The sequence below is a fragment of the Dysgonomonas sp. genome (assembly GCF_035323175.1).
Classification (GTDB): Bacteria; Bacteroidota; Bacteroidia; order Bacteroidales; family Dysgonomonadaceae; genus Dysgonomonas.
In genome coordinates, this window is record NZ_DAOKYH010000001.1 from 624,173 (window position 1) to 639,121 (window position 14,949).

The following is a 14,949-nucleotide window of genomic DNA, read 5'->3' on the forward strand; positions in this document are numbered from 1 at the left end:
ACAAAAGTAACAGTTTTTGACGTTGTTTCTGATGTCACTTTTCTACTACAGCTTTGTGTAGCAGACTTTATACTATATATGATAAAATTTATTGAAAAATTGTATGCCTATACTAACCCTTCGGGCAGATTTAGATATAATATTCTTTTTTTAGCATCAATTTTTTCGACAAAGTCCTCTGTTGCGGGTATTATCAGATCTTCATCGTCGTTCTTCACGAGGAATAGTGTGTTAATCGTTTTGTCGTCTATTTCTTCAATCGTACCTAAATTGCCTGCAACTTTGTCCACTACCGAAAATCCAATAAAGAAGTTCCACGAATAGTCTATATCATCATCCGATTCTTCTTCAAAGTATTTGCGGGGGAAAAACACTTCCAATCCCGACATTTGCATTGCTTTATCTTCGCTGTCTACACCCTCAAATGTAATTAAAGCCGTTTCACTTCCTTTGAACCTATATTCGTCCACAAAGAAAGGGACAAAGATGCCGTCTATACGGCATATCAAGTATGGGCAATCCACCCGGTCGAATATATCGTTCTCAAAAGCAAAACTTATCTCACCTTTTATTCCATGAGGTTTGATAAGTTTCCCTATTTTAAATACTTCGCTATCTTTTATCATAGCTCAGGCTTGTTTATTTTTTCTTTTGTTGGTTGCTTTTTTTCCCTCCACCATTATTGTTGGGCGTATTTCTCTGACCGAGATCCTTCATTTCAGGAAGTTTGATGTTTGAGTTCCTGATATCAATCTTATGACCCGATAAATCATAAAGGTCAAGGAATATTTTGTGATCTTCCACATCTTTGTTCCACTGTATATATGATTTTTTCATATGTGTGGCAACCAGCAAAATAAATTGTTCTTTTTCTTTGGGGTCTTCTATTGATATAGCCATCTTTGCCATCTTTTCCAATGTTTTACCATAATGGCGGTATTGCATGTCGGGACGACTATATTCTATTTTTCCCGGCTTGGTGTTCAAGTCTTCTTTTTTAACTACCTCGTAAGGATAATCTATATCCAGCTTAAAGTCGGACATAATAGCCAAGTGATCCCATAAGATGTGCTTGAAATCGTTTACATCACGAAGGTGTGGAAACATATTTCCCATAATGTTTATTATAGTATCTGCACAGCGTTTGCGTTCGTTTCGGTCAGGTATTGCAAGACAATAGTCGACCATATTTTGTATATTCCTTCCATATTCAGGAAGAGTAAGTTTTTTTAACTGAGTGTTATACTCCATTTGTAAATGTAATATATGTATAAATAAAAAGGTAAGTAATTAGATATCCACAAAGATACGAAATAATTACTTACCTCTATAAATTAATTTTCTTACTTCGCAGTTTCTGCTATTTTTTCGGGAGCAGACAATGTCTTTTTGTACAATTCTGTATCCCCGAGAACTTCTATTGCTTTATCTACGTCAGCATCATGTTTAAGAGAATAAAGTTTCTCCCCACGCTGATAATAATAACGTTTGACGATGGCTGAGTTTATCTGTTTCATTATATCTTCTTTGAAGGTTTCCAAGTCCCGATCAAGGTTCGGGATAAGTTTTGCTTCCAAAGCCTTAAACTCATCATTGGCATATTTCATATAGCCTTCAAACTCCATCACCTCTTTTAGTGAAGCCATTGATTTTTCGCTCATGCGATCGTATTGAAAATCTTTGGATTTAACGAACTTCTTAAAGTCCTCGTAGTCTTCGTCAGATATAGAAAATTTTTCAGGCGATTCGATCGATTTATGTCTTACTACCCAATCTGTAACCCAATCGAAAACGATGTATTGATTTTCGAGGTAATAGGTGATATTTGGGGTTTTAGGTTCATTCATTACAATATCGGGAGTAACACCTCCGCCGTCTCTTACTTGACGTCCTGCCTGAGTGTAAAATACAGTAGTGAGGCTATCCGGTATACGTCCCACACTACCATCAGCATTTCTGTGGGAATAATCTATTGCTTGCACACATCTGCCACTGGGGATGTAGTACTTAGAAGAGGTTACTTTTATTCCACCTCCGTAAGGTACTTCACGAGTTACTTGTACCAATCCTTTTCCGAAAGTGCGTTCGCCAAGCAGTACAGCCCTATCCATATCCTGTAATGATCCGGCTACGATTTCGGCCGCAGAAGCAGAGCCTCTATTCGTTAAAACGATGATTGGTATCTCAGTATCTATTGGTTCCAGTGTGGTGCGGTATGTCCTATCGGTCTGTTTTAGTTTTCCTTTGGTAGACAGTACAACCTTTCCTTTTGGCACAAACATATTTACAATCTGAACCGCTTCTTCCATGATTCCTCCACCATTTTGGCGTACATCGAATATAAGGGATTTAGCGCCTTGTTTCTTTAGCTCCAAGAAAGCGTTTTTTACTTCAGCAGCACTTTTGTCGGTAAAGGTGCTAAAACTTATATATCCTATAGTAGGAGTTACCATACCATAGTATGTAATAGGATCCATAACAACTTTCTCGCGTACAACCTTCAATGTTAAAGGTTTTTTCTCGCCTTTGCGTTCTACCTTTACTTCTATTGTTGTTCCCGGTTGCCCTTTTAGATTATTGCTTACAAAACTGCTCAATGTGCGCCCAAATACCTCTCCGGGTACAGAGTCGCAGGTGGTCATATCTTTTCCGTCTATCTCCAAGATTACGTCTCCCGCTTTCAATCCGGCTTTTGCGGCGGGCTTATCACCGTATGGTTCTATGATAGTAACTCGTCCATCCTTGAAGGATACGATAGCTCCAACTCCGGCATATTCGCCTGTTATTTGGGTGCTAAACTCTTTCATGTCATCCTCATTGTAGTATTCTGTATAAGGATCAAGCGTGCCTAGCATATTGTCTATGCCTGTGCGTATTGTTTTATTGATGTCGAGGCTATCGACATAGAACATATCCATCTCGCGGACTACACTGTTGAATATTTCGATGTTCTTATTTATATCAAAATAGCGCTGTTGCTCTTGGTTCTTTCCCTGATTACTTTGTGCGTAGACAAAAGTAGTCCCCAAAAGTGCTGAGAATGTGAAAAATGCAATTAAACGGTTTCTCATTAGACTGTAATTATATAAAATGTTTTGTATTCCATTATTTTACGCAAAGGAAATACTTTTTTTATAAATAAATAAAATTACGATGGTTATATATCTCTTATTTTTAACAAAAAACGTAAAAGTGTAGAAAATTCGGGATAGTGAACTAAATAAACAAACAGAGCGTTATACTTCTTTTGATTTACTTGCTTATTAAAGTAAAATTCAGCGCCTGAGATTTTTCTTTCAATACTTTCACAAGCTCTAGAATGAAAAAGGAGGGACAAACATTGAAGACAAATACAAATGTGAATAGTTTATTACATCTCCGTATATCATCAGGCACTGAATTTAATCTTTATTTCTATTTAATGTCAGTATATTTTTTAGTATTACCAATAATTACTTAACACAATCCTTCCGGGTAGAATGTTCGTTTTCGTTTTTTATAATTCATACGTGCAAAATAATGATTCTGGGCGACAGGGCTATAGATCTCATTCGTTTGCATAACTCCTCATTCCGGGCTTTTCGGATGAATACAACTGAAATTTCATGTTTTGCGTGAATATATGACAATATGATACAAAATGCTATATTTCTTAATTCTGTTAAAATCAATATTTTTTATAGCAATGTAATTGATTATTGCTGTAGTTTAAAAAGTTGTATCCGTTTGTTGGTACAAATATATTATTTATAATTCATATTGCAATTTTTTATTTTATTTTGCTCTGTTTTATCCCTTTTCTTGTTAGTTAAAGTGTTGTTGGTTATTTGGTTATGTTGTTGTTAATCTTTATTAACGATAAAATCAGAGATGTTAAACAGTTGGTAAACTCATTCCTGTGATTTTTCTGTACAAGTCGAGGGCGTATACGTCTGTCATACCTGAAACAAAGTCTAAAACGGCAAGAATTCTTTGATATAATGTTGGTGCGTCTTTTTCATATTGTTCCGGTATACGGCTAAGGATTAATTTTGAATATTTTGCATTAGGCTCTTCCACAGCCGATATAAATGTGTCGAGAAGGAATCCAATAATCCGATGCCCGGCCAGTTCTATATCTACTACATCTTTTGTTTTATATATTTTTTTATAGCTAACATCTGTAGCTATTTGGTAAGCATTATTGGGTAATGGAGAAATACATTTTATTAATGGTTTTTCAAACGCACCATCCAGGATACTCTGTTCGTTTTCCAGAAATACATTAGAGCATTCATCTACAAGTAAACCGATAACACTTGAGCGAAGATATGCAATTTGCTCATTAATATCGCTGACTACCTGGAGCGTTTTCTGCATTTTTCTCTGTTTTTCTTCCGGAAAGAAATTTAAGAAGAGCTCTATTGTTTGCTCAGTAGTTAATAGTCCTAACTTGTGAGCATCTTCTAAATCCATTATTTTATAACAAATATCATCGGCAGCCTCTACGAGATATACTAAGGGATGTCTGGCGTATTTTAACGGATCTTCTTGAATGCAGTGCATGCCCAATTCGTTTGCTATTCTTCTGAAATCTTTTTCTTCTGCTTCAAAGAATCCGAATTTGCCGGCTCCATTTGCAGCGATGGAAGAGTAGGGGTACTTAACTATTGAAGCTAGCATAGAGTAGGTCATAACAAAACCGCCTCTTCGTCTGCCATTAAACTGATGTATAAGCAGACGTATTGAGTTCGCATTGCCTTCAAAGTTGATAAAATCTTCCCAACGTCCACCTTCTTTTATTATTTTTTCCTTTAGCCGCATACCTTTGTCTTCAGAGAAATAGCTCGTGATGGCTGTTTCACCTGAATGGCCGAAAGGGGGATTACCCAGATCGTGAGCAAGGCAACCGGCAGCAATGATAGAGTTTATTTCTTCGAAATCGGCCGGCGAATTTGGATACTTTTTTCTTAGTTCCTTTCCGACAATGACACCTAAAGAGCGTCCTACACAAGAAACCTCGATGCTATGGGTGAGCCTGTTGTGCACAAATATACTACCCGGAAGAGGAAAGACCTGTGTTTTGTTTTGCAAACGGCGGAAAGGTGCTGAAAAGATTAACCTGTCATAATCTCTTTGAAAATCAGTTCTATCATGATGTTTGTCATCATGGTATTCTTCCATTCCGAATCGTTTTGCCGAAAGCAGTTGTTGCCAGTTCATACCTTAATTAGTTTGAGAATCAAAGATAAAGTTTTTTCAGTTATTTTTATATACGAACATAAGTTATAATACTTCTTAAGTCTTAGGATTGTTTTGTTCTGGTTTTAGAAAAAAAAGGTATATTTGAACTTAAATTCAAACATTTCAGAGGGCTCTCTTGATTAGGCACTTTATCTTAGCTTTAATAATGAAAACAAATCCGGATAAAATAAAACAAAGAGTACAAACTCTTGTTGTTGCTTGTGGTATTATTCTGATGATAGGTAAATTTACAGCCTACGTTTTGACTAATTCTGTTGGGATTCTTACCGATGCAATGGAAAGTATTGTAAATATAGTTGCCGGTTTTATCAGCCTGTATGCCATACATAAAGCAGCCAAACCCAAAGATCAGGATCATCCGTTCGGGCATGGTAAAATAGAACTAATATCGGCTTCGATAGAAGGAATATTAATCATTTTGGCAGGAGGGTTGATTATCTATGAAGGTATTGCAAGATTGTTTACCCCTTCTGTAATAGAAAAGCTTGATATTGGTATTGTTGTTATTGCCGCTGCCGGTATTGTAAATTATATTCTTGGATATTATAGTATTCATCAGGGGAAGAAATATGATTCTATAGCACTTGTTGCAGGAGGAAAGCATCTCCAATCGGATACATATTCTACTATTGGGCTTGTTGCAGGTTTGTTGATACTTTATTTCACCGGTTTGGTATGGATTGATAGTGCGCTTGCAATTATTTTTGGTGGAATAATTGTTTTTACAGGAATAGGTATTTTGCGAAAAACGATACAAAATCTGATTGATACGGCAGATATTGTTGCATTGGAGAAAATAACCAAATCGATAAATGAAAATAGAAAGGATGATTGGATTGATATTCACAATCTGAAGGTGTTAAAATCAGGAAGCGACTTTTTTATAGATTGTGATCTCACCCTGCCATGGTATTATAATATAGATCAGGGACACTCTTCTTGCGAAGAATTAAGGTTAAGTCTTATCAAGTTATTCCCTCAGCATACATTGATATCTATACACTCCGATTCGTGCCTCGAGAAATATTGCTCGGTTTGTCGGGTTAAGGACTGCTCATATAGAAAAGAACCATTGAAAGAAAGAATACCTTTTACCAAAGAGACGCTAACTACTGCCGAGGAAAGTTAAGGGATCATAAATTTATTCTTATTTGTCGCTTTTTAGTTATTGATTATTAGGTTTTTGTGTTTTTAGTGTTCTGCTCTTTTTATTTACTCCTTAGCTGATAGTTACTAAAAAAACTAACTTTGCATTCGTTTTTACAGAGTAACTCTTCGCCGATGAAAATCGATAAGACCTATACAGTATCGTTAGTTGTTGCCATTGCCTTTTTTATGCAAGGGCTTGATACCACTGCCGTAAATACAGCCATTCCCGCTATGGCTCGGTCTTTCAATACAGATGTTGTACATCTCAGTGCGGGTATTACTTCCTATCTGATTGCATTAGCTATCTTTATTCCTGTAAGTGGTTGGATTGCCGATAGGTATGGCACACGTAAAGTTTTTTGTACATCCATCGTGTTGTTTATCACTGCATCAGCTTTATGTGGTATGTCTCAGACATTGACACAGTTTGTAATATTCAGAATATTTCAAGGTATGGCAGGTGCAATGATGACTCCCGTGGGAAGGCTTGCTGTATTAAAGTCGGTAACGAAAGACAAATTGGTGACGGCAATGGCATACATTGTATGGCCTGCGCTTGTCGCGCCTATTTTAGGGCCGGTAGTAGGAGGGTATCTTACGACTTATTGGACCTGGCATTGGATTTTTTACCTGAATATACCTATTAGCATAATATGTGTGATTCTTGCCTGGCGTTTTATTCCTGAAGAAGAGAAGAGCAACGCTCCCAAAAAACGGTTCGATTTAGTTGGTTTTGTGCTCAGTGGTTCAGCCTTAGTCGGATTCATGTATGGGGTGGAACTGCTTAGCCGCAGGGAGGTGCCGTACTATGTATCTGTACTACTTATACTGGTTAGTATCTGTTTGCTCCTGTTTAATGTTCGCTATTCGAAACATATATCAAATCCTCTGATAGACTATTCTGTTATACGAATCCCTACCTATAAGGTAACTATATTTACAGGATCTCTTTCTCGTATGGTGATAGGGGTGGCACCATATCTTATACCACTGATGTTTCAGGAAGGGTTTGGGCTAAATCCATTTGAATCAGGATCATTGTTTCTGGCTACCATGGCAGGCAATCTGGCAATGAAACCCGCAACTATATGGGTGATGCGCCATTATAATTTTCGTACAGTGTTAGTTGTGAATGGTTTTCTAGTCGCTTTATTTTCTTTTTTCACAGCATTGCTTTTACCAACTACTCCTGTTATATTGATTGTTGTTGTAATGTTCCTTTCGGGCATGTTTCGTTCCATGCAGTTTAGTGCTATTACAACTTTGGCCTTTGCCGAAATACCACAGCAGCAGATGACTGCGGCTAACACATTATACAGTACCGTGCAACAAATGTCTACAGGAATGGGGATCGCAATGGGTGCAGTATTCCTGAGATTCTCTAATATGATAAACGGATATTCTGAACATTATACTGTTGCAGATTTTCGTTTGGCTTTCATCTTTGTGGCAATACTCGGTATTATTTCTCTATACGGTTTCACAAAGTTAACTCCCGATGCCGGAGATGCTGTTCGTGTGAAAAAAAGAGACCGGAACGTAGGATAAAAATATTCTCATGCAGCTTTTATCCTTCTCTATTCATCTATAATAATATAGATACTAATCTGTTATAACTATGAAAAACTTTATTTTGTTTTTATTTTTATCTTTTCTATTCGTATCGTGTTCTGATAATAAAGCTGATGATAATATTGTTTACTGTACAGACGAGATGCGTATGATTGGTGTCGGAGTTAAGCATAAAGATGGGAGCCCTTATGTGCTGGATAGTGTAAAGTCTTTTATCGCAACAAAGGAAGGATTGAAGAACGTCAGTGTCTTCAAGGATTTTAATGATACATTTTTTCAGTATTGTCAGAAGCAGGGAACCTATCTTTTTGTAGGCGACGGATTCGATAGGCATTTTCCTGACTTTGTGAAGCCAACGAAGTGGAATGAAACCAAATTTATTGAGGAGGTTGACTTTGTTGGATATAAAAAAGATAAGGAGCTGTTTAGAAAGACTATTAAGGTTTATACAGATGCTTGTCATGTATTCTGTGATGAAAAAGATCTGGCGATAATTTATTTAGAATAAATATTGTGAATGTAACTGATGGCACAAAAGCATAAGTAGTGATACTTGTGCTTTTCTTTATGCTCTAAATATTTTATCTTTGTGCTTTCAATTACAATAAATCATGCAAAAAGATATAGACTTACGCATTACGCCAGAGCAGGCGTCAGATATCGAGAAAGTCAGACGCATCTATTCATCCCAGACAAGTATTCCATTAAGAGATATAAATTCGGTTCGTATTCTTCGTCGATCCATTGATGCCCGCCAACGAAATATTTTCGTGAATCTCAAAGTAAGAGGCTACATTAATGAAGAACAAAATGATCCGGATTTCCAAACTACTTATTACCCCAATGTAAAGCATTGTCCGCAGGCTATTGTCGTAGGAGCAGGGCCGGCAGGTCTGTTTGCGGCATTACGCCTTATAGAGCTGGGCATTCGCCCCATAGTGGTAGAGCGAGGTAAAAATGTTCGTGATCGTAAACGTGATACAGCACTGATGAATCGTGAGCATGTCGTGAATCCAGAGTCCAACTATTGTTTTGGTGAGGGGGGAGCAGGGGCTTATTCGGATGGAAAACTTTATACTCGAAGTAAGAAGCGTGGTAATGTAGAAAAAATTCTGAATGTTTTTTGCCAGCATGGTGCTGACGCATCTGTGCTTGTTGATGCACATCCGCATATCGGTACAGATAAACTACCGGGTATAATAGAAAAAATGCGTGTGCAAATCATATTGTCAGGCGGAGAAGTTCACTTCCAAACACGCATGGATAAGCTGATTATAGAAGACGGTAGTGTAAAAGGAATAGAAACTAATATAGGAAAAGTTTTTCATGGTCAGGTTATTTTAGCAACAGGACATTCAGCCCGAGATGTTTATTATATGCTGTACGACCAGAAAATAAAAATAGAAGCCAAGGGATTGGCTGTTGGATTTAGAGTAGAACATCCCTCTCATCTGATCGATCAAATACAATATCATTGTGAAGAAGGACGAGGAGAATATTTGCCTGCTGCAGAATATAGCTTTGTAGTTCAGGCAGGAGGGCGAGGTGTATACTCATTTTGTATGTGTCCGGGAGGAACAATCGTACCATCGGCAAGTGGACCTAAACAGGTTGTAGTGAATGGTATGTCTCCATCTAACCGTGGCTCTCGTTGGTCTAACTCAGGTGTAGTGGTTGAGATTCATCCTGAAGATTTTCCTGAATATGAAAAATATAATGAATTGGCTTTGCTCAAGTTCATAGAAGATCTGGAAGAATCGGCATGGGTACACGGAGGAATGACTCAGGTGGCTCCGGCACAACGATTGTATGATTTTGTAAACGGAAAGAAGAGCTCTACTTTGCCTGAAACATCATATGCTCCCGGAGTTGTGTCTTCTTCGATGCACGAATGGATGCCGAGATTTGTTGCATCGCGTTTGCAAGAGGCCTTCAAAAAAGTGGGGCAGAGCTACAAAGGATATTTGACAAATGATGCAATACTTCTGGCCGTAGAAAGCCGTACATCTTCTCCTGTACGTATAATCAGAGATCGTGAAACGATGCAGCATATAGAAATAGATGGGCTTTACCCATGTGGGGAAGGAGCCGGGTATGCCGGAGGTATTGTCTCTGCTGCAATGGATGGTGAACGATGTGCTGAAGCATTGGCAGAGAAGATGAAAAAGGAAAAAATATAAGATAAGCAACTCAGAAAAAATAGAAATTTTAAATCTCAATATAGCATGAATAGAAAAATCATTACTCTTTTATTGTTGTCGATATTGATAACGTCAAATACATTTGCCCAAACTTTTGCTCACGGTAGGTCAGAGTCGTACACATGGCCTAAGGATGAAAAAGTATTGGATAAACTCGACAAGTGGCAAGACCAGAAGTTTGGAATGCTTATTCACTACGGATTATATTCTCAGTTGGGAATTGTAGAATCATGGTCTATTTGTGGAGAAGAAGAAGATTGGATTCCTCGTGATTCTACAATTACTTATGATGCCTATAAACGAAATTATTGGAATACGATAAATAGCTTTAAACCCGAAAAACTAGATCCGGCTTCTTGGGCTAAGTATGGAAAAAAGGCAGGGATGAATTATGTTGTTTTCACAACAAAGCACCACGATGGCTTTAACTTGTTCGATACAAAGCAATCCGATTTCTCGGTAACGAAGGGTGCATTTAAGAATGACCCACGTAGTAATATTGCTAAAGAAGTGTTTAATGCATTTCGTAGCGAAGGTTATATGATAGGAGCTTACTATTCAAAACCCGACTGGCATTCTCAATATTATTGGTGGGATAGATACCCGACTCCCAACCGTAATAATAATTACGATATTGAAAAAAATAAGTGGAGATGGAACAAGTTCAAAGAGTTTACCTATAACCAGATAGAGGAACTTATGAACGGCGACTATGGTAATATTGATATATTGTGGCTCGATGGTGGCTGGGTACGTCCTGCACGTAGCGGAGATGCCGAGCGTGCCGGTAAAAATTATAGAGGAGCACAAGATATTGATATGCCTAAAATAGCAGCGATGGCACGTCGTTATCAGCCCGGTATATTGGTGGTAGACCGTACTGTTCCGGGAGAGAATGAAAATTATCAGACACCAGAAAGGGGTATCCCCGAAACACAACTCGATCATCCTTGGGAGAGCTGTATTACCCTTGGTTGGGACTGGGGATATGTACCGACAGATCAGTATAAATCACCGGCAGCTGTAATACATACCCTCGTGGAGATTGTAGCTAAAGGAGGAAATTTATTATTGGGTATCGGTCCAAAACCTGACGGAACATTGCCGGATCAGGTAGTTGAACGATTGGAGAAAATAGGTGATTGGACAATCAAGAATGGAGAAGCGATATATAACACACGCATTACTCCTTTTTATAATGATGGTAAAACGTGGTTCACCCAAAGTAAAGATGGCAAAACGATATATGCTATTGTTTGCTTGGAAGAAGGAAAGCCTCTGCCTACTACTGTTGTATGGAAAGGTAATGAACCCGCAAAAGGAAGTAAAATAAAATTCTTGCAGACTGGGAAAACTGTAAAATGGAAGAAAACAGCACAAGGAATTGAAGTTTCAATCCCGGCAGGACTTCCTAAAGATCAGGCTGCTTTAGCTTTTTCTTTTGTAAAATAATGATTGAACGAATTATTGAGGATAGGAGCTGAAGGATTTAATGATCCTTCAGCTCTATTTCTTTTGTTATACCTATCTCTCTTACAAAGTATGCATCGTGTGATATCACCAGAAGAGTTCCTTTGTAATCTTTTATTGTATCGGTGACAATATCCAAACTTTGAATGTCTAGATTATTAGTCGGTTCATCCAGAATAAACATATAAGGAGCTTTTTTATCAACTTGCATACAGCAAAATACCAACCTCATTTTTTCACCACCACTCAAAATCTTGCATGGCTTGTTCCATGTATTATATGTAAACAAATATCTATGCAGTAAAATGCGTAATTCATCTTCACTCAAATGATATGAATTGAATTTTTGTAATTGTTCAAAAACCGTAAGTTCATTATCTATAATGGAATAATCTTGATCGATGTATAAGTACTGAAAATCCGATCGGATAATATATCCTTGCTTAGGTTCTAAATCTCCAAATATAAGTTTAAGCAGGGTTGTTTTCCCCGTTCCATTTTCTCCTTTTATAACTATCCTATCTCCACTTCTGATTTCGAAATCAAGAGGACTACTCCATAACATCTGACCACTATAGCCAAAATTGATATTTTGGGCGGTTACCAATATTTTCCCGATATGGAGATTCGCATCGTCAAAATTTAATTTGAGATCTTTTTTTTCGGGTAGCTGTTGGCGTAACTGTTTCATTTCATCGGCAATATTCTCCATTTTATTGGCATGAGTCTCTTGCAGCTTTGCTGCACTCGATTCCGCCCTGTTGCGTATAGTATTCAGCATGATACGTGGAATACCTTTATCTCCCAGATCTTTTTTGCCTCGTACATCGCGCTTTTGCTTTCTTTCTGCTGTTTCTTTGGCTATATATCGGGCTTTGCGAAGTTCTTTTTGCTTTTCTTCAAGTTGGGACTGTAATGCTTCCTGCTGTTCAGCTTTTTGGGTTTTATAAAATTCATAGTTTCCTCCGTAAACTTCAATCTGATTATGAGTGAGTTCAAACGTAAGGTCAATCAAATTGAGTAAAGTACGATCATGGCTTACGACGATTACAGTAGCACTACTATTTTTTATAAGATCATACAATTGCGCCCGACCAGCTTTATCTAGATGGTTCGACGGCTCATCCAGTAAAATATTGGCTGGAGAATGGATGTAAGTTCCTGCTAAAAATACTTTTGTTTTTTCTCCTCCGCTAAGGTTTCTCATCATCTCAGATAGCTGAATATGAGGTAAACCCCATTTTGACAGAGCACTATAAGCACGTTCTTCTATATTCCAATCATCTGCGAGGAGTGTAAAGTTAGTCGTGTTTGTATTTCCTTCTAATATTGCATGAAGTGCTCTCAATTTCTCACTGATTTGTAAAGCCTCGGCAACCGTGTGATGATCGTATTGACCAAAGTGTTGAGGTACATAATAGGGGCGTTCATCCTGATAGATAACTTTTCCTTCCGATGGTTGAATACTTCCTGCAATGATACCTAATAGTGTCGACTTTCCAGACCCGTTACTGCCAATCAACGAAACCTTTTGTCCTTTAGGAACAGAAAAATTGATATTATGAAATAAGGGCTCTTTATCAGGATGTATATATGATAATTGTTTTACGATAATACTCATAAACCTATTTTTTTAATAAATAATTAGCTAATTGTGTTTTATGGCATATGCCATGATAGTCGAAGACTTTGTTCAAAAGTTTGAACAAAATGCAACTTACATAAGAGTATCGATTGATACTTTTTATTCTTTAAAAATAGAGGATTACATGATATCTAAGTTTAGCAGACTGTGGATAGTCTGATATATTTGAATACTGATTTAACCAAAATGTGCCGGATAATCCGGATTTGACAAAATGGTTGTTACAACCATCGTATTACTTAGATATTCTCATTGGAGTATTTATTCGTTAATAGTATTGCAAAGGTAAGAATCTTTTAGAGAATTCAATAAAGCAATATTGTATAATCGTAAAACTAGCTCTTTTATATAAAGATTTAATTTACAAGCAATGCAAGTATATACTAAAAGCACAAGGCCTCTGCAAATATTGCAAAAGCCTTGATTGAAAAATACTTCTTATTGCTTTACAGCTATCTAGTTTTTTATTTTTTTAGAACACTTAAGGCTGCCTCATAGTTCGGTTCATTTGTAGTTTCTTCTACTAATTCATTGTATAGCACCTTTCCATCAGCATCAAGGACTACTACCGAACGAGCCAAAAGACCTTTCAATGGGCCGTCAACAGTTAATACTCCATAATCTTTTGCAAATTCAGCATTTCTGAAAACAGAAGCTGGTTCTACATTATCTATACCTTCTGCTGTACAGAAACGTCCAGCAGCAAATGGAAGGTCCGCAGAGATAGCCAATACAACAGTGTTAGGAAGACTTGCAGCTTCTTTATTAAATTTGCGAACTGATGCAGCACAAACTCCGGTGTCGATACTTGGGAAAATATTTAGAATTACATTTTTACCTTTAAGATCTTTCAATGTAACGTCTGATAAATCTTTTTTCACAAGAGTGAAAGCCGGAGCTACTGAACCTACTGTTGGTAATTGTCCACTGGTATTAACCGGAGATCCTTTAAATGTTATTTTTGCCATAATTTTTTGTTTTTAAGCGTTAGTTAATATTATTATTTTATTTCGATAAGAAAATCTTTTTTAGGATGACGCACTTTTTTTAGATTTACGAGCCAGTCATTATTTTCGTCACGATAACCTAATGGTAGTATTGTAACACTTTTGAGGCCACGTTCGTTCAAATTTAATAATTTATCTAGTGCATCATTCTCAAAACCCTCCATTGGAGTGCTGTCTACTTTAAGCTCTGCAGCCATTGCCATTGCGAATGCAAATGCAATATATGACTGACGCGCTGCATGCTCGAAGTTCAGCTCGGCCGGACGCTGTAAATACGCATTTTTTAGTCTATCTGTGTAATCTTTATACTGGTTGGGGTCCTGCTTCCGGCCGTCTGTAGTGTGTTTGTATATTGTGTCTATGCGTTCTGCTGTATAATTGTCCCATGCGGCAAACACCAATAGGTGCGATGCATCGGCTATTTGTTGTTGGTTGAATGCAATCGGAACGATCTTTTCTTTTAATTCTTGATTTGTTATTTCTATTACCTCAAAAGGTTGTAATCCCGATGAAGTAGGTGCAAGCCAAGCTGCATCAATAATATCGTTGACTAATTTTTGATCTACTTTTTTTGAAGAGTCAAACTTTTTTGTTGCATATCTCCATTCCAAAGATTCTATTAAGCTCATATTGTTTTTTGTTGTTTTATTATAATTAGAAA

Annotated in this window: 12 protein-coding genes; 5 read left to right on the forward strand and 7 right to left on the reverse strand. The window is 37.3% G+C overall.

Features of this window, described 5'->3' with window-relative positions:
* Nucleotides 1-107: 107 nt before the first annotated feature.
* The 4 genes from rimM to PKC55_RS02655 all read right to left on the reverse strand — a co-directional run bounded on the left by rimM (nucleotide 108) and on the right by PKC55_RS02655 (nucleotide 5,202).
* Nucleotides 108-626, reverse strand: a complete 519-nt coding sequence (gene rimM, locus PKC55_RS02640; protein ID WP_135105156.1) for a ribosome maturation factor RimM — start codon at nucleotides 624-626, stop codon at nucleotides 108-110.
* A 13-nt stretch (nucleotides 627-639) separates the two neighbouring features.
* Entirely contained in the window at nucleotides 640-1,251 is a 612-nt protein-coding gene (locus tag PKC55_RS02645) for a DUF4290 domain-containing protein (RefSeq protein WP_135105157.1), read from the reverse strand.
* 92 nt (nucleotides 1,252-1,343) lie between these two features.
* A complete protein-coding gene (locus tag PKC55_RS02650; protein WP_291125587.1) occupies nucleotides 1,344-3,071 on the reverse strand; it encodes a S41 family peptidase in 1,728 nt (575 codons plus the stop codon).
* An 802-nt stretch (nucleotides 3,072-3,873) separates the two neighbouring features.
* Nucleotides 3,874-5,202, reverse strand: coding sequence for a deoxyguanosinetriphosphate triphosphohydrolase (locus PKC55_RS02655; protein WP_291125584.1), 1,329 nt, complete (start codon nucleotides 5,200-5,202; stop codon nucleotides 3,874-3,876).
* A 187-nt stretch (nucleotides 5,203-5,389) separates the two neighbouring features.
* Here PKC55_RS02655 and PKC55_RS02660 point away from each other — a divergent pair, with 187 nt between their 5' ends.
* From PKC55_RS02660 to PKC55_RS02680, 5 genes are all read left to right on the forward strand, one after another.
* Nucleotides 5,390-6,373, forward strand: a complete 984-nt coding sequence (locus PKC55_RS02660) for a cation diffusion facilitator family transporter (RefSeq protein WP_135105160.1) — start codon at nucleotides 5,390-5,392, stop codon at nucleotides 6,371-6,373.
* Nucleotides 6,374-6,525: 152 nt separating this feature from the next.
* Nucleotides 6,526-7,941 carry a DHA2 family efflux MFS transporter permease subunit gene (locus tag PKC55_RS02665; RefSeq protein WP_291125582.1) on the forward strand — a complete coding sequence of 472 codons (1,416 nt, stop codon included), beginning with the start codon at nucleotides 6,526-6,528 and terminating at the stop codon, nucleotides 7,939-7,941.
* 70 nt (nucleotides 7,942-8,011) lie between these two features.
* Complete coding sequence (locus PKC55_RS02670) at nucleotides 8,012-8,473, forward strand: hypothetical protein (protein WP_291125580.1); 462 nt, start codon at nucleotides 8,012-8,014, stop codon at nucleotides 8,471-8,473.
* Between the two features lie 103 nt (nucleotides 8,474-8,576).
* Entirely contained in the window at nucleotides 8,577-10,145 is a 1,569-nt protein-coding gene (locus tag PKC55_RS02675; RefSeq protein WP_283687196.1) for an NAD(P)/FAD-dependent oxidoreductase, read from the forward strand.
* A gap of 45 nt (nucleotides 10,146-10,190) precedes the next feature.
* The gene (locus PKC55_RS02680; protein WP_324371734.1) at nucleotides 10,191-11,618 is read left to right on the forward strand and encodes an alpha-L-fucosidase; all 1,428 of its coding nucleotides are present in this window, start codon (nucleotides 10,191-10,193) and stop codon (nucleotides 11,616-11,618) included.
* 37 nt (nucleotides 11,619-11,655) lie between these two features.
* Here the strand turns inward: PKC55_RS02680 and PKC55_RS02685 are convergent, their stop codons facing one another.
* The 3 genes from PKC55_RS02685 to PKC55_RS02695 all read right to left on the reverse strand — a co-directional run bounded on the left by PKC55_RS02685 (nucleotide 11,656) and on the right by PKC55_RS02695 (nucleotide 14,917).
* Nucleotides 11,656-13,257 carry an ABC-F family ATP-binding cassette domain-containing protein gene (locus PKC55_RS02685; RefSeq protein ID WP_291130901.1) on the reverse strand — a complete coding sequence of 534 codons (1,602 nt, stop codon included), beginning with the start codon at nucleotides 13,255-13,257 and terminating at the stop codon, nucleotides 11,656-11,658.
* A gap of 488 nt (nucleotides 13,258-13,745) precedes the next feature.
* The gene (tpx, locus tag PKC55_RS02690; RefSeq protein ID WP_135105168.1) at nucleotides 13,746-14,249 is read right to left on the reverse strand and encodes a thiol peroxidase; all 504 of its coding nucleotides are present in this window, start codon (nucleotides 14,247-14,249) and stop codon (nucleotides 13,746-13,748) included.
* 32 nt (nucleotides 14,250-14,281) lie between these two features.
* The gene (locus PKC55_RS02695; RefSeq protein ID WP_291130896.1) at nucleotides 14,282-14,917 is read right to left on the reverse strand and encodes a nitroreductase family protein; all 636 of its coding nucleotides are present in this window, start codon (nucleotides 14,915-14,917) and stop codon (nucleotides 14,282-14,284) included.
* Between the last annotated feature and the right edge of the window lie 32 nt (nucleotides 14,918-14,949).

Coding starts and splice junctions, on each gene's coding strand:
- rimM (WP_135105156.1), bottom strand. CDS start 626: ATGATAAAAGATAGCGAAGTATTTAAAATAGGGAAACTTATCAAACCT.
- PKC55_RS02645 (WP_135105157.1), bottom strand. CDS start 1,251: ATGGAGTATAACACTCAGTTAAAAAAACTTACTCTTCCTGAATATGGA.
- PKC55_RS02650 (WP_291125587.1), bottom strand. CDS start 3,071: ATGAGAAACCGTTTAATTGCATTTTTCACATTCTCAGCACTTTTGGGG.
- PKC55_RS02655 (WP_291125584.1), bottom strand. CDS start 5,202: ATGAACTGGCAACAACTGCTTTCGGCAAAACGATTCGGAATGGAAGAA.
- PKC55_RS02660 (WP_135105160.1), top strand. CDS start 5,390: ATGAAAACAAATCCGGATAAAATAAAACAAAGAGTACAAACTCTTGTT.
- PKC55_RS02665 (WP_291125582.1), top strand. CDS start 6,526: ATGAAAATCGATAAGACCTATACAGTATCGTTAGTTGTTGCCATTGCC.
- PKC55_RS02670 (WP_291125580.1), top strand. CDS start 8,012: ATGAAAAACTTTATTTTGTTTTTATTTTTATCTTTTCTATTCGTATCG.
- PKC55_RS02675 (WP_283687196.1), top strand. CDS start 8,577: ATGCAAAAAGATATAGACTTACGCATTACGCCAGAGCAGGCGTCAGAT.
- PKC55_RS02680 (WP_324371734.1), top strand. CDS start 10,191: ATGAATAGAAAAATCATTACTCTTTTATTGTTGTCGATATTGATAACG.
- PKC55_RS02685 (WP_291130901.1), bottom strand. CDS start 13,257: ATGAGTATTATCGTAAAACAATTATCATATATACATCCTGATAAAGAG.
- tpx (WP_135105168.1), bottom strand. CDS start 14,249: ATGGCAAAAATAACATTTAAAGGATCTCCGGTTAATACCAGTGGACAA.
- PKC55_RS02695 (WP_291130896.1), bottom strand. CDS start 14,917: ATGAGCTTAATAGAATCTTTGGAATGGAGATATGCAACAAAAAAGTTT.